Origin of the sequence: Myxococcus sp. RHSTA-1-4 (assembly GCF_020037125.1) — a bacterium.
In the GTDB taxonomy this organism is placed as follows: Bacteria; Myxococcota; Myxococcia; order Myxococcales; family Myxococcaceae; genus Myxococcus.
Genome location: NZ_JAIQDG010000029.1, coordinates 93,833 through 113,613 on the forward strand (window position 1 = coordinate 93,833; position 19,781 = coordinate 113,613).

The window sequence follows — 19,781 nt, forward strand, 5'->3', positions numbered from 1 at the left end:
GGCGTGGGAGAACATCCCGGCCGTGTCCTGCTTCGACGAAAAGACCGCGCACCAGCTCGCCGCCGGGCAGCTTCCCTCCGTGGACGCCAACCGGCTGCGCCGCCATGCGGAGGGCTGCCGTCAATGCGCGGCGCTCCTGGCCCGGGTGACGCCCCCTGGCGCCGCCTCTCTGCGGCTCACCGCGGCTCCGGAGCTCGAGGAGGTGACTGCCCGGGACAGCGCTGACGATGAGCTCATCACCGAGCCCGTGGTGCTGGCCCGCGCCTCCACGGCCCGGGCGGACGCAACGAGCCCCGAGGCCGGCTCCGCGCCGGACACGGTGATTGCTCCCCCGCCCACGCGGCCCGAGCCCGCCACCGTCGTCTCCGCGCCGTCCGCGCGGGACACGGAGATTTGTCCCCCACCCGAGCGGCCCGAGCCCGTCACCGTCGTCTCCGCCCCACCCTCGCCACCCGCCGCATCACCCTCGTCCGCCACACCCGCCTCCGAAGCCGGCGTGTCCGCTCCCGTGGCCGCGCCGGGTCACACCACGCTCGTCACTCCGCCACCTGTTTCGGGGGCCTCACTCGCGTCCGCGCTCCCGCCCGCGCCTTCCGTCCCAGGCACTCCCGCCGCACCGCGCGTGCTCCCCGCGCCAGCGTCCCTCGCACCGCCTCCCGCGCCGCCGCCGCCCGTGACGATGGTGGTCCCACCGCCCGCGCCTCCGCAGAGCGCCGACGTGCGCGCCCTCGCCTCCAAGCCATTCCCGAGTGCCAGCGCACCACGGCCCCCCGTGTCCATCAGCGCACACGCCTCGCCGTCCGCCCCGCCCCACTCCATCAAGGTGCGCGCTCCGGCCCCCGTGCGTGCCGCGCCCCAGGCGCCGCCGTCCGCGTCCAGCGCCTCGGAATCACCGCCCGCGCGCAAGGAATCGGAGCCGTCCGGGCGCGCGACGGTGGGCCGCTACCACATCCTCGACAAGCTCGGCTCGGGCGGCATGGGCGTCGTCTACAGCGCGTATGACCCGGAGCTGCACCGGCGCGTGGCCATCAAGCTGCTGCACCCGGACGCCAACACGGTGGCCCGCGTGGACGGCGCGTCACGCCTGCTTCGCGAGGCCCAGGCCATGGCCCGCCTCTCGCACCCCAACGTGGTCTCCATCCACGACGTGGGCACCTTCGCGGGGCGCGTCTTCATCGCCATGGAGCTGGTGGAGGGCCTGTCGCTGCGCCACTGGCTGCGCGCCGAGCACCGCACCTGGCGCGAGGTGCTGGAGGTCTTCCGCCAGGCCGGCAGGGGGCTCGCCGCGGCGCACGCGGCCGGGCTCGTCCACCGCGACTTCAAGCCCGCCAACGTGCTCGTCAGCCAGGACGGCCGCGCGCAGGTGACGGACTTCGGACTGGCCCGCACCACCGCGGACCAGGAGGCCGCGGAAGCAGGCCGGCGCACCACGCCCGGACGGGTGGCCATCACCGGGGACGACCTGCTGGAGTCGCCCCTCACCGAGGCCGGCCTCGTCATGGGCACGCCCGCGTACATGCCGCCCGAGCAGCATGAAGACGGGCGCACCGACGCGCGCGGCGACCAGTTCAGCTTCTGCGCCTCGCTGTACGAGGCCCTCTACGGACAGCTCCCCTTCGAGGGCAAGCGCGCTCCCGAGTACCTGCGCGAGGCGCGCTCCGGCCGCGTGCGCCCGCCGCCCCGGAGCAGCCGCGTCCCCGCGTGGCTGTTCCGCGCCATCTCCCGGGGCCTGTCTCCGTCACCCGACGCGCGCTACCCGTCCATGGGGGTGCTGCTGGAGGCGCTCGGCAGGGACCCGTCCGCGGCGTGGCGCCGTCGCGGGGCCGTGGCCGCCGCGGCGCTGCTGCTCACCAGCGCGGTGGGCCTCACGTGGTGGGCCGGCAACCGCCGCCAGGCGCCATGCCGTGGCAGCGAGGCCCGGCTGGCCGGCATCTGGGACGCCCAGCGCAAGGTGGACATCCAGAAGGCCTTCACCGCCACCGGCAAGCCCCACGCGGCGGCGGCCTTCACCCGCGTCGCGGCGGCGCTCGACGGCTTCGCGCGCGAGTGGACCGGCATGCACCGCGAGGCGTGCGAGGCCACCCGCGTGCGCGGCCACCAGTCCGACGAGGTGCTGTCGCTGCGCATGGCCTGCCTGGACCGGCGCCGCTCCGCCCTCGACGCGCTGACGGGCGTGCTCGCCCAGACGGACGCGGAGTCGCTCGACGCCTCGCTGGACGCGGCCCAGCGCCTGCCCTCCGTCGCCGCGTGCGCGAACGTGGAGGCGCTGCGGCGCGGCCTGCCCGAGTCCCCCGAGCAGCAGGCGCGCATGGAGTCCCTGCGCGCCCGGGTGGACCGCGCCACCGCGCTGGTGGACGCGGGCCGCTACTCCCAGGCCCGGGAGGAGCTGAAGGCCGCGCTGGAGCAGTCGCGCGCCCCCGGCTTCCGGCCGGTGCTCGCGGAGGCGCTGGAGCTGGAGGGCCGGCTCGGGCTGGTGACGGGCGACGAGGCCCGCGCCCGGGCCGCGCTGCGCGAGTCCCTCTTCACGGCGCAGGCCCTGCGCCATGACCAGCTCGCCGCCCGCGCCGCCGCGCGCCTGGTCACCACCGTCTCTTCCGAGGCCTCCCTGGCGGAGTGGAGCGTGGCGCAGGCGCGCGCCTCCATCGAGCGCGCCGGTGGGGCCGCGGAGCTGGAGGCCCTGCTCCAGACGAGCCTCGGCCGCAACGCCTTCCTCCGGGGCCAGTATGCCCAGGCCGCCGAGGCCTTCGGCCGCTCCGCCACCTTGCGCGAGAAGGAACTGGGCGCCGAGCACCTGCTCACCCTGGAGTCACTCCGGAACCAGGCCGCCGCCCTGTCACGCACGCCGGAAACGGAGCACGCCGCGAGCCTCCTGCGCCGCGTGCTGGAGACCACCGAGCGAGTCATGGGCCCGGACCACCCGCAGACGGCCATGGCCGCGAACGCGGTGGGCTACCACCTGGTGGCCAGCCGCCGCTTCGAGGAGGGCATGCCCTTCCTGAGGCGGGCCATCACCCTGGAGGAACAGGCGCTGGGCCCCGACAGCGCCACGCTGAGCTACCCGCTCAACAACCTCGCCGACGCGCTGGAGTCCCTCGGCCGCTACACCGAGGCCCGCCCCCTGCGCGAGCGCGCCCTGGCCCTGGACTTGAAGGCCTACGGCCCCACCCACCCGGAGACGGCCACCGACCTGGCCGCCCTCGGTGAGCTCGCCCTGCGCGAGGGGAAGCCACGTGATGCCGTGGACTTCGCCCGCCGGAGCGTGGACGCCTACGAGACCTTCCAGAAGGACCACCCGGACCTGGCGACCCCGCTCACCACGCTGGGCCAGGCCCTGCTGGAGCTGCGCAAGACGCGCGAGGCCCGCGCCGCGCTGGAGCGCGCGCTCTCCCTCCGCACCGCCCACCCCGGCCCCGGTGAAGAGCTGGCGGAGACCCGCTTCGCCCTCGCCCGCGCCCTGGTCGTCCAGGACGGCCCCCGTGCCCGGGCCCTGGCCACCCAGGCCCTGACCTTCTACGGCTCCGACGCCGCAACCTTCTCCACCGAGGCCACCCACCTCCGGGAGTGGCTCCAGGGCCTCAAGCGCCGGCGCCGCTGAGTCCACGCGCCGGGTCGCTCCGGACCTGGACCCCTGACGCGCCGCATCCGCGACTTCTCAAGCAATTCCGGAGGCCCTGGGGCCGATAACCCGGGTGTGTGGTTCCACGCGGGTTGTGTCCCACCCGACCGGAGTTCGCCGTGCGCATCCCTTCCAGCAACGCCGCCCCCGCCGCCGCCTCGCGTCCCGCCTTCTCGCTGTCTCCGGCCTCCGCGCGGACGCCCGTCTTCCGGGCCCTCTTCCCACAGCTCCGGCTGCTGGGGCGCGTGCTGAAGGACCTGAAGCCCCAGACGCCTCGGTGGCCCATGCAGGCCGGTCCCCAGCGCCCGCCCCGGGGGCTCGACAAGTTCTCGCAGCCCGTCGGGCACGGTGCCGGCATCCCCATCCGCATCTGCTCCGCGGACGCCGGCCTGCCCCAGCGCCCGCTCCGGCTCGAGCCGTGGCACGGCTCTGCGCTGAAGCCCTGGTGCGGCACGCGGCTGAAGCCCTGGCTCAGCCTGCCCCACGTCTTCCGGCCCCTCGGAAAGTTGCTGGACCGCGTCTGCCGGGCCATCTGTGAAGAGGGGCCACGCGGCAAGGGCGTCCCCATCCGCATCAACTAGCCCGCGGGGCCCGGGCAACCGGGCGGGGCCCGGCCCGCTGCCCGAGGCCCGTGCAACTTTCCGGCGCGCGTGACGGAAGGAGTCCTTAGACTTCCGTCAAATGCTTCACGTCATTCCCCTGGGTGGCCTGGGAGAAATCGGCCTCAACTCCCTGGTCATCGCCTGTCGCGGGGAGATGCTGCTCATCGATGCCGGGTTGATGTTCCCCACGGAGGGGATGCCCGGCGTGGACATCATCATCCCGGACTTCACCCACCTGAAGCAGAACGCCGCGCAGCTCAAGGGCGTGCTCCTCACCCACGGCCACGAGGACCACCTGGGCGCGCTTCCCTACCTGCTCAACGAGGTGCCGGTCCCCGTCTACGGCACGCGCTTCACGCTGGCCATGGCCCGCCACCGGCTCAACGAGCTGGGACTGGAGGCGGACCTGCGCGAAATCGAGCCGCGCGAGCCCTTCCACGTCGGCAGCCACTTCAAGGTGGAGGCCAGCCGCGTCACCCACACGGTGCCGGACGCGGTGGGCTTCATCGTCCGCACGCCCGAGGGCACCGTCATCCACACCGGGGACTTCAAGCTGGACCCGGACCCCATCGACGGGCTGCGCACGGACCTGGAGCGCTGGGGCGAGGCCGGCGAGGAGGGCGTGCTGTGCCTCCTGTCGGACTCCACCAACTCCGAGCTGACGGAGGAGACGGGCAGCGAGCGCGTGGTGGAGGAGACCTTCGAGCGTCTCTTCCGGGGCGCCACCGGCCGCATCGTCGTGGCCCTCTTCTCCTCCAACCTCCACCGCGTGCGGCACCTCCTGTCGCTGTGCGAGCGGCTGGGGCGCAAGGTGGCCCTCCAGGGCCGCAGCATGATTCGCAACGTGGAGATGGCGCGCGAGCTGGGCTACCTGGACGTGCCCGACTCGCTCTTCATCCACCTGGACACGGTGGCGCAGCTCCCCGGACACCGCGTGCTGGTGCTCACCACCGGCGCGCAGGGCGAGCCGCGCGCGGGGCTGTCGCAGCTCGCCTCGGGTGAAGGGCCGGTGCGGTTGGACCCCGGAGACCTGGTGGTGCTCAGCTCGCGTCCCATCCCCGGCAACGAGCGCTCCGTGGGCGCCCTCATCGACCAGCTCCAGTGGCGCGGCGCGCGCGTGGCCTACGCGCAGCTCGAGCCGGGCGTCCACGTCTCCGGACATGCCAGCCGGCCACAGCAGCGGCGGGTGCTGGACCTGGTGCGCCCGCGCCACTTCATCCCCGTCCACGGCGAGGGCCGGCACCTGCACCGCCACCTCGCCACCGCCCGCGAGGCCGGCCTGGAGCCCGCCCAGTGCCTGCTGGCCCAGGACGGGGACGTGGTGAGCTTCGAGCACGGCCATGGCCGCTTCAGCGGCAGCGTGCCGGCGGGCCGCATCTTCAAGGACCGCTACGGCAGCGGGGTGGTGACGCCGGACACCCTCCAGGAGCGTGTGAAGCTGTCCGAGACGGGCATGGTGGCCGCGGTGGTGGTCCTCCAGCGCGACAACCAGAAGCTGGTGGCCGGGCCGCAGCTGTCCGGCCAGGGTCTGAATCTGGACGAACAGGTGCTGCTGCCCCGCGTGGCCCAGGAGGCCCGTTCCATATTCGAGGAACTGTCACCCCAGCTCCGGGGGGATGACGCCCTGGTGCGAGAAGAGCTCACCCGGGCGGTGCGGCGCGCCTTCAGGCTGTACACCTCCCGGCGCCCCCTGGTGGTGCCCATGGTCGTCCGGGTGTAGGTGTGGTAAGGGCCGCCCCTGCCCATGCCATCCTTCGACGTCGTCTCGAAAATCGATCTCGCTGAGCTCGACAACGCGGTCAACCAGACCAAGAAGGAGATCAGCACCCGGTATGACTTCCAGGGGAGTCAGGCGGACGTGGTGCTGGCCCCGGACAGCACCTTCATCACCGTGAAGGCCAACAGCGAGGACCGCGTCCAGACCGCCAAGGAAGTGCTGCTGGCGAAGCTGGCCAAGCGCGGCATCAGCCTCCACGCGCTGGAGTACGGCGACATCGAGAAGACCGGCCTGCACAACGTGAAGCAGGTCATCAAGCTCCAGCAGGGCATCCCCGTGGAGAAGTCCAAGGAGCTGGTGAAGCTGCTCAAGGACTCGAAGCTGAAGGTGCAGGGCTCCATCCAGGCGGACCAGCTCCGCATCACCGGGAAGAACAAGGACGACCTGCAGGCCGCCATCGCCCTGTTCCGCAAGGAGCAGGACCGGCTGAAGCTGGACATGCAGTTCACCAACTTCCGCGATTAGTAGACGCACCATGCGCGCCGCCCTGCCCCTCTTCCTGATGCTCTGCGCTCCGGCCGTGGCCTCCGCCCAGGAGGAACGCCCCGCGCGGGCGGTGCCGGTGCTGAGCAAGGCGCCGAAGTTCCAGGGGGGCCTCAAGGGCCTCGCCTCGCCGCTGGTGCTCAAGCCCACGGCCACGCCGGGCGCCAGCGCGTCCTTCACCGCCAAGGCCGGCTTCCGCAAGGACACCCTCTTCGTGGGCGTGGAGGCCACGGACGACCAGCTCGGGGCCACCGACCTGCTCACCGTGTCCCTCTTCTTCCCCGGCGCGGGCCCCACCGCCACCGGCTACACGTGGCGCTTCGCCTTCGACGGCAAGCGGCCGTCGGGCGCGGACAGCGGCACGCCCCCGTTCGCCCAGGAGAAGGTGGACGCGGCCGTGGAGCGCCGGGGCAACACGCTGGTGCTGATGGCGGCCTTCCCCGTGCGCGCCTTCCCCCGCTTCCCCGCGACGGACCCGCTGGTGATGGACCTGTGCATCACCTATGAGGACGCGGACGGCGCGGGCGGCAAGGCGGTGCCCGTCTCCAACTGCCGGAGCGGCGCCATGGAGGGCGAGGCGCTCCGGCTGCCGGACGACGCGCGCAAGGCCCTGAAGCTGAAGCCGCCGGAGGCCGTCACCGCGCTGGAGGCGGCGAAGGACGGCTGGCTGGGGTGGGACCTGCTCAGCTACCCGGCCTGGGCCGAGGGGGACGCGGCCCTGACGCCCGCCTCGCTGCGCGCCCTGGTGGCGCCGGGCGCGCTGGATGCGGCCAGGGCGGGCGTGGAGGTGCCGGACACCCTCAGCCTGCCGGACGGGCGCCCGGTCGTCACGGTGCTCACGGGGAAGAATCCCTATGCCGTCGCGGGTCGGTGTGACGCCGAAAGCGAGCTGCGGCTGGGGTTGTACCTGGTGACGGGGAAGACGGCGCGGCGGGTGCTCGAGTGGCCGGCCGCCACGTGCGCGCTGGGGCGGGCCGCTTCGATGGAGCTGGATGAAGAGGGAGCGCTGACCATCGGTTACTCGAACGGCGCGACCATGAACTTCGCCTGGAGTGGAGACCACTTCGAGCGAACCGAACTCGGAAAGCGGTAGACGCAGTGGAAGACACCAAGAGCCTGTACATGATGACCCTCGGCTGCCCGAAGAACCGGGTGGACTCCGAGGTGATGCTGGGCACGTTGCAGCACCGCGGCTACAAGCTGGTGCAGGAGCCCGCGGACGCCCAGGTCATCGTCGTCAACACGTGCGCCTTCATCGGTCCGGCGAAGCAGGAGTCGGTGGACTCCATCCTGGAGATGGCCGAGCTGAAGAAGTCCGGCGCCTGCAAGACGCTGGTGGTGACGGGCTGCCTGTCCCAGCGCTACGGCCAGGAGCTGGCGAAGGAGATGCCGGAGGTCGACCACTTCCTGGGCACCAGCGCCTACGCCCAGATTGGCGACCTGCTGGCCGCCGAGGCGTCGCCGCGTCAGGTGATTCCGGACCCCGACTACATCCACGACGCCAACACGCCGCGCGTCAACTCGATGCCGAAGTACACGGCGTACCTCAAGGTGTCCGAGGGCTGCGACAACGCGTGCGCCTTCTGCATCATCCCCACGCTGCGCGGCGGGCAGCGCTCGCGCCCCATCGACGACATCGTCACCGAGGCGAAGCGGCTGGCGGAGAGCGGCGTGCAGGAGCTGAACCTCGTCGCGCAGGACCTCACCGCGTACGGGCATGATTTGCCGGGCAAGCCGAAGCTGCACGAGCTGCTCAAGGCCCTGGTCCAGGTGGACGTGCGCTGGATTCGCCTGCACTACGCCTACCCGCGCGTCTTCCCGGACGAGCTCATCGAGGTCATGGCGACGGAGCCGAAGATCGCCAAGTACCTGGACATGCCGGTGCAGCACGTCAGCGACAAGCTGCTGCTGTCCATGAAGCGCGGCCGCAACTCGGAGTTCCTCAAGGGCCTCTTGAAGAAGCTGCGCGAGCGCGTGCCGGGGCTGGTGATGCGCACCTCGCTCATCGTCGGCCTGCCGGGCGAGACGGAAGAGGACTTCGAGCTGCTGAAGGAGTTCGTGAAGGAGCAGCGCTTCGAGCGGCTGGGCGTGTTCCAGTACTCGGACGAAGAGGGCACGGCGGCGTACGACCTGCCGGACAAGGTGCCGCAGAAGCTCATCGAGCGCCGCTGGCGCGAGGTGATGGCCATCCAGAAGCGCATCAACCGCGAGCAGAACAAGAAGCTCGTGGGCAAGCGGCTGGAGGTGCTGGTGGAGGGCCCCGCGCCGGAGACCGAGCACCTGCTGGTGGGCCGTCACGAGGGCCAGGCGCCGGACATCGACGGAATGGTCTACATCAACGACGGGCTGGCGTACCCGGGGGAGATTGTCACCGTGGAGGTGACGGAGGCCCACGACTACGACCTGGTCGCCCGCGTGGTGGAGCGCCCGGACCCGAAGCAGCGCCAGCACACCGCTCGCGACGCGCACCCCGCGCCCGTGTCCCTGGGCACGAAGCCGCGCACGGCGACACACGCGGAGTAGCCGTCACGCCTCCCTGGAGCCGCGTGAGGTGTGAAGCGCGGCCCGGGGGCACCGGGCCTGACGCCTGAGTGGCGAGACAGCGTAGCCCGCCACGACACCCGGGCCGTCAGCGTCGTGCCGCGAGGCCCGGGGAGTGGAGCGCCGCCCTCAGCTCGACGGAGCGTCCTCCAGGATGATGCGGCGACCCGGGCTGACGGCGTGCAGCCGCTCGCGCAGCCTCTCCCGCTCCGCCTGCATCCCCTTCGGCAGCGCGGCCAGCTTCTCGTGCAGCTCGCGCGCCGTCTCGTCGTACCAGTCCTGGCGCGCGGTGCCGCCCGACGCGAGGTAGTGCGCGGCGCCCGCCAGGAGCACGCAGGCGTTCTCCCAGCCCGGGTCCTGTCCGGGGCCGCCCTCGTTGCGGGTCAGGAGGATGGCCTCCCCCAGCGTCCTCCCCTGCCCGAGGTACACGTTGACGAGGGAGAACGCCGCGGTGCCCGAGGGCTCGCGCAGACAGAGCCACAGGAACCAGTAGCGCCCCTCAGGCGCGGGAGACTCCACCGCGTAGATTTCGGTGATGGGCGCCAGGCCGCCGCCGGGCAGCCGGCCCACGAGGCCGACCTCCTCGGGCACCACCAGCACCAGCGAGTCCACGGGCAGCTTCAGCCCGTCACAGGGCAGCGTGGGCGGGGTCTCCCTCAGGAAGCGCCGGGCAAGGTCCGCCGTCACCTCGTAGCGCTGCCGGCCGCGCTGCTCGTGGGCGACGAGGTGCCAGTGCCGGAGGACCGTCTGGAAGGTGGACTGGCGCAACTGCTCGCGGGCCTCGGGCGTGTTGATGCCGCGCCGCTCGCTGATGTCCTCCAGGGCGAAGCGCATCGCCTCCGCCATCTCCTGGTCCTTCATGAGCTCGACGTAGCGCGTGTAGCCCACGCGCGCGGCGACGCGCTCGACGACGGCGAGCAGCGCGTAGCGGACGGCGCCCGCGGCCTCGCCGGCGGGCAGCTTCCCGCGCTCCACGTCCTTCGCGAGCACACGCTGCATCCGCGTGAAGCCCTCCTTCTCCAGGTATTGGCGGGCCAGGTCGATGGCGTGGCGCTGCTCGGTGTACTGACGGTCGAACTCGGTCGGAGGCGGTCGCATACGGGACGATGCAGGTAGGACGTGGAGGCCGGAGCAGAACGCAGGGGGCGCCAACTGTCCAGGTAACGCGCGTGAGACGCGGTGGGCCTGACTTCGGAGCGACGGGCCGCCTCCCCGCCCGGAGCACGGGCGGCACCGCGTGGCGACACGGCTCGGAGCCACCTCGACTCGGGCTCCAGGGGCTCCCGCTTGGACGACGTGGAAAAGGGGCTTGCCTGCTTCGGGTTCCTGGCTCCAGCTCGAGCGGCTCGGGAGAGGGCTCGCCTACTTCGGATCCTCGGGCTCCAGCTCGCGCTCCTCGGGCGGAGGCGCGCGTGAGGGCGATGTACGCGACGGCAGCGCCACGCCCTCCCCCAGCGGCGTAGGCTGGCACTCGCACACGGTGCGGCGCGAGGCCGACTCGGTGACGAAGGCGCAGGCCGCGGGGCACTCGGGCTGGCGGCCCTCCTCGAACAGGGCGAGCTTGAAGCCGGCCGCGGCGGACAGCGCCCCATGGCAGGCGGGTAGCGACTGGGCAAGCGAGGCCCACGGGAGCCGGTGCTGGGTCGTCAGTCCCCGGCTGGTGGCGGGGAAGCTCAGCCCCACGCCACACCCCGTCTCCAGCCGCTGGCCGTCCGCGCCCACTGGCTCCAGGTGCAGCCGCCCGCCCTCGGGCAGGTCGCGGTACACGGCGCCGCTGACGGAGACGCTCCCGTCCGGCTCGCGCCGCACGTGCAGGCCGTAGCAGGCCTCCTCGCTGAAGGCGCCACCGGGCCCCGCGCACTGCTGGCGCTCGGCCAGTCCCTGGTGCGGAGACGGGGATGGGACAGGGACGGTCCCTGGAGCCTGGTCCTCGGCCTGAGATGACGGCGAAATCGGAGCCGGAGTCGGGCCCGGAGCGGTCGCTGGAGCCGGAGATGAGGACGGCACCGGGGCGGCCGCGGGGGCCTGCCCCGAAGCTGGAGACCGAGACGCGGCCGGAGATGAATCCCGCGCTGAAGCTGGAGCCGCCGCCACGGGCCCCACCCGGGGCCTGCGCAGCACCAGCGCCCCGCCCTTCGCGTCCAGCGTGGCGGTGAAGCGTCCCCATACATCCGGCCCCAGGCGCCCCAGGCTGCTCGGTGAGTCCCAGCGTCCCGCGGCCTCCACCACCAGTGGGCGGGCCCCCACGCCTTCGGCCACCTCCACCGCGTCCACCACGAAGGTGCGCGGCGGCAGGTTCGCCGCCGTCTCCAGCGGCTCCAGGCCTTGTGCCTCGGCGGGGCCCAGGGCCAGCCGGGAGAACGGCTCGCGAGAGCCGAGGACGAACGGCCCCGTGAGCTCCGCCTCGCCCTGCCGCACCCGCGCGGCCAGCAGGGGCCAGTCGCCCAGCGGCTCGCGGCTGAGCTCCACCACGTACACCTCGCGAGCGGCGTCCGAGGCCTCCGCTTCCGCGGCGTAGGCCTCGCGCGGGCGGGACGCGGAGAAGGTCACCTCGCGGCGTAGTGGGTCCACGGTGAGCGCGTAGGGCTCCAGCACGTCCGCACCCAGCGTCACCGCGCAGGTCCGCTCGCCGGACAGGCCCGCGGTGCGGACCGGGGACGCCACCGGCCCCACGGAGAAACCGGGCAGCGGCACCACCGGCCAGCTCCGGAAGCCGCCCGCGGGCTCCGGCGCGCGCACGGTGCCCTCCGGCACCGGGAGCCCGCCCTCGAAGCAGCCCTTGGACACGAGCGACAGGGGCCTCGCCACGTCCAGCACCACCGGCACGGCCCGGGTGCCCAGCCGTCCCGCCACGGTGAGACGCAGCGCGGGCGAGGCCAGCAGCGGCAGCGTCCGCCCCTCGAAGCCCTGGGGACGCGAGGGGCCGGAGGCCGTGCCGCGATGGCACCCGGCCCCGGCCATCATCATCCCCGCCACCAGAAGGAACGCGCCGCGCACGTCCTGGAGGTTACTGCTTCTTCGCCTTCGTGAAGTCGTCCACGCGGGTGTCGTCCGGCACGTCCAGCTTGAAGCTGTCCGCGGAGATGCCCACGTTCGTCTTCAGGTTCAGGAAGGAGATGGCGTTCTCGCTGCCGTCCGGGTCCACCACGGTGCTCTTGAGCACCTGGGCCGTGGACGGGTCCACCTCCAGGCGCACCTGGCGGAAGCGGGGCTCGGGCTTCAGCGGGTCCAGCACCAGCAGCGTGCCCTTGCAGTCCTTGCACGTGCCCTTGGTGATGGAGAACTCGTCCGCCAGCTTCCCCTGGCCGAAGAGGAACGTCACCGATGCGGAGAGCTGGCTCGTGTCCACGCTGCCCACCGTGAGGGTCTGCGCGGCCGGGTCGTGCGCGTACACCTTGTTGCCGGCCAGCACGAACGTGCGCGCGGAGGGCTTCTGGTACTCCCAGCGCATCAGGCCCGGCTTCTTGTAGATGACGGTGCCCTCGGACGTCTGCGTGCGCCGGAAGGTCTTGTACTTGTAGTCCTGCCGGAAGCTCGCCCGGAAGTCGCCCGTCTTCTCGTAGAAGGCCTGCATCCGGTCCACCAGCGACTTCACCTCCGGCGCCATCGGCGCCGGCTTCGCGGCCGGGGCCGCCCCCTGCGCGGGCGTCGCCTCGGCGGCCTTGCCCTGCGAAGGGGCCGCCGGCGTGCCGGCCCCGGTGGCGGGCGCGGGCGTCGCGGCGGGCGGTGTCGCGGGCTTGCCCGCCTCGGGCGCCTTGGCGGCCTCACCCGCGGGCTTCGCGGCGGGCGTGGCCTGCGCCACCAGGACGGGCTTCACCGGGTCGGCGGAGGGCGCCGGGACAGCGGGCGCGGACAGGAGCGTGGCGAGCAGGGTTTCCAGGAACATGGCGTGCGTCTCCAGGCGGGCCATGTGGGCCCGCAGCGTCCATCTACTCCATACCGACGGGGGCTGGGGGCCCTGCATTCATGGGCGCGGCTTGAAGAGTCGCTTCCTCTGTTTGATGGCCAGCACGTAGAAGCGCTCGCGGAGCGCCTGGGCCTCCTCGGGAGACAAATCCCCCGAGCTCCCCAGGTGCTCGTCCCGCCAGGCGACCGCCCGGCTGATGCAGGCCGAGGCGGCGGCGGAGATGTTCAGGCTCTGGCTGAAGCCGCGCATGGGCACCCAGAAGGTGCCGTCCACGCCCGCCAGCACCTCCTCGCTCACGCCGTACCGCTCGTTGCCGAAGATGAGCGCCATCTTCGTGTCGAAGCGCAGCGTGTAGAGGCTGGTGGCCCCCTCGCGGATGGCGGAGGCGTACAGGGAGAAGCCGCGCGACTTCAGGTGCTCCCGGCACTCGGCGAAGGACTTGTACAGCTTCACGTCCAGCCACTTGTCACAGCCCTGGGCCACCCTCGAGTTGGGCAGGAAGGGGGCCTCCGGGTTGATGACGACGTGCACCTCCTGGACGCCGAAGGACTCGCAGGTGCGCAGCACCGCGGCCATGTTGAAGCTGTCCTCCAGCCGGTCCAGGACGACCGTGAAGTTGCGCGTGCGCTGGCTCACGACGCGGTCGATCTTCTCCTTGCGCACGTCGAGCAGGAACTGCTCCGGCTCGAACTGTTCCTTCTCGTAGCGCTCGTAGCGAGCACCGCCGCCGGACATCGCCTCAGGACCTCCTGCCGCCGGGCTTGCGCGCCGGAGCCTTCTTCGCCGCCCGCACCTGCTTCACGGCCGGCCGCTTCTTCGCCACCGCCCCGCGCTTCGCCGGAGCCTTCCGCGCGGTGACCTTCTTCGCCGCGGGCTTGCGCGCCGGGGCCTTCTTGGCCGCCGCCGCCCTGCCCGCGCCCGCCGCCTTGCGCGCCGGAGCCTTCTTCGCCGCGGGCTTGCGCGCCGGAGCCTTCGCCGGAGCCTTCCGGGCCGCGCCCTTCTTCGCCGTGGCCTCGCGCGCCGGAGCTTTCTTCGCGGCCGCCTTGCCCGCGCTCTTGCGCGCCGGAGCCTCCTTCGCGCCAGCCCCCGCGCTCTTGCGCGCCGGAGCGGCCTTCACGGGCGGCTCCACGTGCAGCTTCTCCGTGCGGCCGGTGAAGAGCACCTCCGCCACCGAGTCCATCAGCGCCTGCATGCCCTCGCCGGTGGCGCAGGACACGGGATAGACGCGGATGCCGCGCTCGCGCAGGGCCTCGGTGAAGGCGCCCAGCTTCGCCTGCGCGTCCGGCAGGTCCTGCTTGTTGGCCGCCACCACCTGGGGCTTGGACGCCAGCTCCTCGCTGTACTTCGCCAGCTCCGTGTTGAGCACGTCGAAGTCGTTCAGCGGCTCGCGGCCCTCGCCCTCCGCCCCCATGTCGATGAGGTGGATGAGCACCTTGCAGCGCTCCACGTGGCGCAGGAACTGGTGGCCCAGGCCCACGCCCTCGCTGGCGCCCTCGATGATGCCGGGGATGTCCGCCATCACGAAGGACAGGCCGTCCTTGTACTGGACCATGCCCAGGTTGGGCACCAGCGTGGTGAACGGGTAGTCGGCGATCTTCGGCCGCGCCCGGCTCACGCGGGAGATGAAGGTGCTCTTGCCCGCGTTGGGGAAGCCCAGCAGGCCCACGTCCGCCAGCAGCTTCAGCTCCAGCCGCAGCGTCCGCTCCTCGCCCTTCGTCCCGTCCTGCGCGAAGCGCGGCGTCTGCCGCGTGGACGTGGCGAAGTTCATGTTGCCCAGGCCGCCCCGGCCCCCCTTCGCCGCCACCCACTGCTGGCCGGGCTCGCTCAGGTCCACCAGCAGCTCTTCGGTGTTGGCGTCCTTCACCAGCGTGCCCACGGGCACCTTGAGGATCATGTCCTCGGCGGCGCGGCCGTTGCAGTCACTGCCCATGCCGTGCTCGCCATTCCTGGCCCGGTGGTGCTGCTGGTAGCGGTAGTCGAGCAGCGTGGTGAGCTGCGGATCCGCCACGAAGATGACGGAGCCACCGTCGCCGCCGTCACCCCCGTTGGGGCCGCCGCGCTCGATGTACTTCTCCCGCCGGAAGGACACGGCGCCGTTGCCGCCATCCCCCGCCTTCACGAAAATGCGGACCTCGTCGACGAACTTCATAAGGACTCCTGGAAAAACGCAGAGCGGGCCGCCCTCGCGTCCCGCCGCCGAAAAGGGCGCGTGGACTGGAGATGCGACCCGCTCGTGGTGCCACACGGCTGCCGGCCTTGAAGGCCGGCGGGCCGTCAGGCGGTCGGCTGCGCGGCGGCCGGGTAGACCGAGACCTTCTTCTTGTCGCGGCCCAGGCGCTCGTACTTCACCACGCCGTCCACCACCGAGTAGAGGGTGTAGTCGCGACCGAGCTTCACGTTGGCGCCGGCGTGGATGACCGTGCCGAGCTGGCGCACGAGGATGCTGCCGGCCGACACCGTCTCACCGCCGTACACCTTCACACCACGATACTGCGGGTTGGAATCGCGCCCGTTGCGCGAAGAACCCTGTCCCTTTTTATGGGCCATGACACCTTGCTCCTGAAGTTTGAGGGGAAACCGTCCGGACTAGCCGGCGATGGAGGTGACCTTCACCTCGGTGTACGGCTGACGGTGACCGCGGCGGCGCGTCCAGCCCTCCTTCTCCTTGCGGAAGTGGAGGACGCGGCGGTGCTTGTCCTGGGCCAGGACCTTGCCCACCACGCGAGCGCCAGAAACGGTCGGCTTGCCCACCTTGGGGCTGTCCGTGCCGCCCAGCATGAGGACGTCCGTGAAGGTCACCTCGGCACCGACGTCGCCGGCGATCTTCTCGATCCGGAGGACGTCGCCCTCGGCGACGCGGTACTGCTTCCCGCCCGTGCGAATGACTGCGTACATCGTCTAACCCCTGTCAGCTCTTGGGTTGGGTCAACCCTTGGAATCGACCGCGCATTTCGGACGGGTCCACCATCCAATCGCGCCAAAGGCGGCGGGATTTACGGGAGATGCCCTGGGGAGTCAAGGCGGATGACGGATCAGCCCGCACACGGGGGGTGGTTTACTCACTCCTTGAGCCGGTGTTAACTGGAACGCGGGCTTGCGGTCGCTAGAGTGCGAACCGCCCAACCAACCTCTTTCGAGGGGGAATCCACAATGAAGAAGCTCGTGTTCAGCCTGGTGGCCGCGACGTCTCTCGTCTTTGGCACCGGCTGCGGCGGCGACGTGTGCGACGACGCTCAGGACGCCTTCGAGTCCGCGATCGAGAAGACCGAGGACTGCCCGACGTCGAACGCCATCCTCCGGCAGTTCAAGCCCACCGACTCGCAGGTCGACGAGTGCAAGGACAACCTCGACGACTGCCCTGACTCCGACCAGGACAAGCTGAGCGAGGCCTACGACTGCATCGCCGACCTGCCGGAGTGCAAGGAGAGCGAGGAGGAGGCCTGGGGTGTGAAGTTCGAGGCCTGCACCGCCGGTCTGTCGGGCATCAGCGACGCCTGCAGGGCGGAGTAGTCCTTCCACTCACGCGTGAAGGCACTCGGGGCCCGGCTCCCTCTCAAGGGGACCGGGCCCTGTCGTTTCTGGGGGCCGGAGAGGCGATTCGGACCGCCAGGGCGCGGCAGACCACCCGGTAGCGATGGAGCAGCCCCGGCTCCAGCGGGTCCAGCGCCAGCCCGCGCTCGTAGTGCTCCAGCGCCTTCGCCAGCTGGCCGTCCCGCTCGAGCCCCCCGCCGGAGAGGAAGTGGACGCGCGCGGTGCCCGCGGCCTGGGGACGGCGGGCCAGGAACTCGCGCCGCAGTGACTCCAGCTGCTCGCCGGTGAGCCCCGCCTCCAGGCACCTCACCACGCCCGCGTGGTTCCCATGCCAGGCGTCGTACAGGGCCCGCTGCACCGGGGCGCCTAGCGCCTCGCCCGCCTCCCGGACGCGCACCACCAGTGCGTCCAGCTGGGCACGCTGGGAGGGGGACAGGGGCCGCTGACGGAGCGACTCCAGGGAGCTCCAGGCCTCGCGCGCCCGGGCTCGCACGGACTCCATGTCGGCGTCCGGGGCCAGGGCCAGCACGGCGTAGTGGTCCCCCGCCGAGCGCTGGCGCCAGGACTCCAGCACTCGGGCCGCCTCCATGTCGTCCTCCTGGGGCCCCTGGGGAGGCCGGCGCGCCGTCCCTTCCTTGAGGAGCTGATCCACCGCGGCCTTCAGCGTGGCCGTGGCCTCCACGAACTGAACGCCGAAGCCGGTGGGCATGCCCCAGACCCGGGCCTGCTCGGGTGGGACATGGCGCACCACCTCGCACAGCACGGACAGAGGCCCGGACTCCAGCTCCAGCACCACCGGCAGCCTCGCGCACAGCGGCGGCAGTGATTCGTCGCTGCGCAGGAACAGGCCTCCCCGGGACAGGTCCGAGCCGGTGAGCCGCACGGGCGAATCCCCCGGGCGCAGCACCACCTGTACCGGCAGTTCCACCGTGCGAGGACGGACGGGCGTCGCGGGGCGGACGACTGGCGGGGAAGGGCTCCGCACCGGAGCAGCGGGGGACCCCCGTGGCGGCAGACCGGGTGGCGACGACAGCTCCGGCCCGCTCCGCACCGGAGCGGCGGGGGGCCCACGGTGTGGCTGCTCCGGAGTCGCCGACGGCCCCGGTCCGCGCTCTCTCGCGAGCCCGGGGGCCTCGTCCGGAGCCCTCGCGGGCGGCGTCGCCGCCAGTGCGTTGACCTCCGGAGCCGGGCCGCGGGCATCCTCGGCGATGGCGGCTTGCAGCGCCGCGCGGAGGGCCGCGGCGGACGGGTAGCGTTCCTCCGGGTGCTTGGCCAGGACGCGCAGGATGACCCGCTCCACGGCCGGAGGCACACCCGGGTGCACCGAGCGCGGGGATGGCGGCGGTCGCGTCTGATGGGCGACGAGCTGCGCGGCCAGCCCCTCGTCGTTGAAGGGCAGCCTCCCGGTGACGAGCTGGTAGGCGATGACGCCCAGCGCGTACAGGTCCGCGCGCCCGTCCAGGCGTCCCCCCAGGGACTGCTCCGGGGCCATGTACTCGGGCGTGCCCACGATGATGCCCGCGTGCGTCTGCGGCATGTTCGCGTCCACCAGCTTGGCGATGCCGAAGTCGAGCACCTTGACGAAGGGCGTGCCCCGCCCGCGCCGCACCAGGAAGATGTTGTCGGGCTTGAGGTCGCGGTGGACGATGCCTCGCGCGTGCGCCGCCTGGAGCGCGTCGCATACCTGCGCCAGCACGGACACCACCGCCGCGGCCGGCAGCGGCGTGCCCACCCACGCGGACAGCGGCGCCCCGTCCAGGTACTCCATGATGAGGTGCGGACGCGGCGGCGCGGCGTTCAGGTCGAAGATGCTGACGATGTTCTCGTGGCCGATGAGGTTGACGGCCCGCGCCTCCGCGTGGAAGCGCTGCACCAGCTCCGGGTACATGGCCAGGTGGTCATGCAGCACCTTCACCGCCACCTTGCTGCCAATGGAGACGTGCTCGCCCAGGTACACCGACCCCATGCCGCCCCGCCCCAGGCGCCGCACCAGGCGGAAGCTGCCGAACCGCTGCCCCACCAGCGGGTCCACCTCCTCGACCACCGGGGCGTACCTCCGCCGAGGCGCCCCCCCGCTCCCGGCATCCGCGCGGACCAGCGTCGAGCATGACGCATCCGCCCCGTGCCGCCGGCTGCATGTCACGCACACGTCATCGCTGCTCACCTCGGCCATACCGCTCCCCCGGGCCTGCCTGCATAGCTTGGACACCGGTGAAGACGTGCTTCCACTGCCGGTACGGGCGGGTGTCGCGTAGTGCCGCGCAACCCGGTGCCGCGGTCGGAGGCGACGGTCCTCCGGCGGACGCACGTCCTGCCGACAATCCATCACGCTGGTTAGAGTGCGGCCCCATGTTCGGAACCGCACGTCGCATCCCCGTCGTCAACCTGTCCCACTACCGCACCGGCACGCCGAAGGAGCGCGCCCGCTTCGTGCAGGTGTTCGGCGACGGCCTCAAGGAGTTCGGCTTCGTCACCGTGGAGGGCCACGGCGTGGATGACGGACTCATCCGCCGCACCTACTCGGACGTGGAGCGCCTCTTCGCGCTCCCGGAGGCGGTGAAGTCCCGCTACGCGGAGGCCGAGCGCGCTGGCCAGCGCGGCTACATCGGCTACGGCCAGGAGCACGCGAAGAACCGCCAGGTGGGCGACCTGAAGGAGTTCTGGCACGTGGGCCGCGAGCTGCCGCCCTCCCACCGCTACCGCGACGTCTACGGCGCCAACGTGTGGCCGGAGGAGGTGCCCACGTTCCGCGAGCACACCCTGGCGCTCTTCCACGCGCTGGACGGCGCGGCGGGGGTGATGCTCCAGGCGCTGGCCGAGTACTTCGGCGTGGAGCGCGACACGTTCCGCGACATGGCCACGGACGGAAACTCGGTGCTGCGGCTCATCCACTACCCGCCGCTCCGGGAGCGCTTCATCCCCGGAGGGGTGCGTGCCGCCGAGCACGAGGACATCAACCTCCTCACCCTGCTCTGCGAGGGCACCGCGTCCGGCCTGGAGCTGCTCACGCGCGACGGCGAGTGGCTGCCGGTGGACACCCTGCGCGGGCAGATTGTCGTGGACTCGGGAGACATGCTCAGCCGGGTGACGAACAACGTCATCCCCGCCACCACGCACCGGGTGGTGAACCCGCGCTCCGCGGACGAGGACACGGTGCGCTACTCCCTGCCCTTCTTCGTGCACCCCTATGCGGACTGCGTGCTCCAGCCGCTGCCGTGCACGCAGACGCCGGACAACCCGGCGCGCCATGCCCCCATCACCGCGGACGCCTTCCTCAAGCAGCGGCTGCGGGAGAACGGCCTGCTGAAGTAGGGGCCCCGGACG

16 protein-coding genes are annotated in these 19,781 nt (G+C 72.1%); 8 read left to right on the plus strand and 8 right to left on the minus strand.

Translation table 11 applies throughout. The annotated features are described in order from the left end of the window. The first annotated feature begins 22 nt into the window (after positions 1-22). The 6 genes from K8638_RS32620 to rimO all read left to right on the plus strand — a co-directional run bounded on the left by K8638_RS32620 (position 23) and on the right by rimO (position 9,001). Positions 23-3,595, plus strand: coding sequence for a serine/threonine-protein kinase (locus K8638_RS32620; protein ID WP_223758587.1), 3,573 nt, complete (start codon positions 23-25; stop codon positions 3,593-3,595). 140 nt (positions 3,596-3,735) lie between these two features. Then, entirely contained in the window at positions 3,736-4,197 is a 462-nt protein-coding gene (locus K8638_RS32625; RefSeq protein WP_223758588.1) for a hypothetical protein, read from the plus strand. 100 nt (positions 4,198-4,297) lie between these two features. Continuing rightward, the gene (locus K8638_RS32630; protein WP_223758589.1) at positions 4,298-5,938 is read left to right on the plus strand and encodes a ribonuclease J; all 1,641 of its coding nucleotides are present in this window, start codon (positions 4,298-4,300) and stop codon (positions 5,936-5,938) included. Between the two features lie 24 nt (positions 5,939-5,962). Next, positions 5,963-6,460, plus strand: a complete 498-nt coding sequence (locus K8638_RS32635; protein ID WP_223758590.1) for a YajQ family cyclic di-GMP-binding protein — start codon at positions 5,963-5,965, stop codon at positions 6,458-6,460. 10 nt (positions 6,461-6,470) lie between these two features. Further along, the gene (locus K8638_RS32640) at positions 6,471-7,571 is read left to right on the plus strand and encodes a CBM9 family sugar-binding protein (protein WP_223758591.1); all 1,101 of its coding nucleotides are present in this window, start codon (positions 6,471-6,473) and stop codon (positions 7,569-7,571) included. 32 nt (positions 7,572-7,603) lie between these two features. Continuing rightward, positions 7,604-9,001 carry a 30S ribosomal protein S12 methylthiotransferase RimO gene (rimO, locus tag K8638_RS32645; protein WP_225937789.1) on the plus strand — a complete coding sequence of 466 codons (1,398 nt, stop codon included), beginning with the start codon at positions 7,604-7,606 and terminating at the stop codon, positions 8,999-9,001. A 147-nt stretch (positions 9,002-9,148) separates the two neighbouring features. Here the strand turns inward: rimO and K8638_RS32650 are convergent, their stop codons facing one another. From K8638_RS32650 to rplU, 7 genes are all read right to left on the minus strand, one after another. Then, positions 9,149-10,117 carry a hypothetical protein gene (locus tag K8638_RS32650; protein ID WP_223758593.1) on the minus strand — a complete coding sequence of 323 codons (969 nt, stop codon included), beginning with the start codon at positions 10,115-10,117 and terminating at the stop codon, positions 9,149-9,151. Between the two features lie 264 nt (positions 10,118-10,381). Continuing rightward, a complete protein-coding gene (locus K8638_RS32655; RefSeq protein ID WP_223758594.1) occupies positions 10,382-12,016 on the minus strand; it encodes a hypothetical protein in 1,635 nt (544 codons plus the stop codon). 10 nt (positions 12,017-12,026) lie between these two features. Next, positions 12,027-12,905 (minus strand): outer membrane lipoprotein carrier protein LolA, encoded by an 879-nt coding sequence (locus K8638_RS32660; protein WP_223758595.1) that lies wholly within the window; start codon positions 12,903-12,905, stop codon positions 12,027-12,029. 78 nt (positions 12,906-12,983) lie between these two features. Then, positions 12,984-13,661, minus strand: a complete 678-nt coding sequence (locus K8638_RS32665) for an RNA methyltransferase (RefSeq protein ID WP_223758596.1) — start codon at positions 13,659-13,661, stop codon at positions 12,984-12,986. A 4-nt stretch (positions 13,662-13,665) separates the two neighbouring features. Then, positions 13,666-15,075, minus strand: a complete 1,410-nt coding sequence (gene obgE / locus K8638_RS32670; protein ID WP_223758597.1) for a GTPase ObgE — start codon at positions 15,073-15,075, stop codon at positions 13,666-13,668. 125 nt (positions 15,076-15,200) lie between these two features. Then, on the minus strand, positions 15,201-15,473 hold the full coding sequence (gene rpmA / locus K8638_RS32675; protein ID WP_223758598.1) for a 50S ribosomal protein L27: 273 nt from the start codon (positions 15,471-15,473) through the stop codon (positions 15,201-15,203). A 39-nt stretch (positions 15,474-15,512) separates the two neighbouring features. Beyond that, the gene (gene rplU, locus K8638_RS32680) at positions 15,513-15,821 is read right to left on the minus strand and encodes a 50S ribosomal protein L21 (protein WP_169345125.1); all 309 of its coding nucleotides are present in this window, start codon (positions 15,819-15,821) and stop codon (positions 15,513-15,515) included. A gap of 255 nt (positions 15,822-16,076) precedes the next feature. Here rplU and K8638_RS32685 point away from each other — a divergent pair, with 255 nt between their 5' ends. Then, entirely contained in the window at positions 16,077-16,436 is a 360-nt protein-coding gene (locus K8638_RS32685; protein ID WP_223758599.1) for a hypothetical protein, read from the plus strand. Positions 16,437-16,479: 43 nt separating this feature from the next. Here K8638_RS32685 and K8638_RS32690 read toward each other — a convergent pair whose 3' ends face one another. Beyond that, entirely contained in the window at positions 16,480-18,630 is a 2,151-nt protein-coding gene (locus tag K8638_RS32690) for a protein kinase (RefSeq protein WP_223758600.1), read from the minus strand. A 176-nt stretch (positions 18,631-18,806) separates the two neighbouring features. Here K8638_RS32690 and K8638_RS32695 point away from each other — a divergent pair, with 176 nt between their 5' ends. After that, a complete protein-coding gene (locus tag K8638_RS32695; protein ID WP_223758601.1) occupies positions 18,807-19,769 on the plus strand; it encodes an isopenicillin N synthase family oxygenase in 963 nt (320 codons plus the stop codon). Positions 19,770-19,781 lie beyond the last annotated feature (12 nt).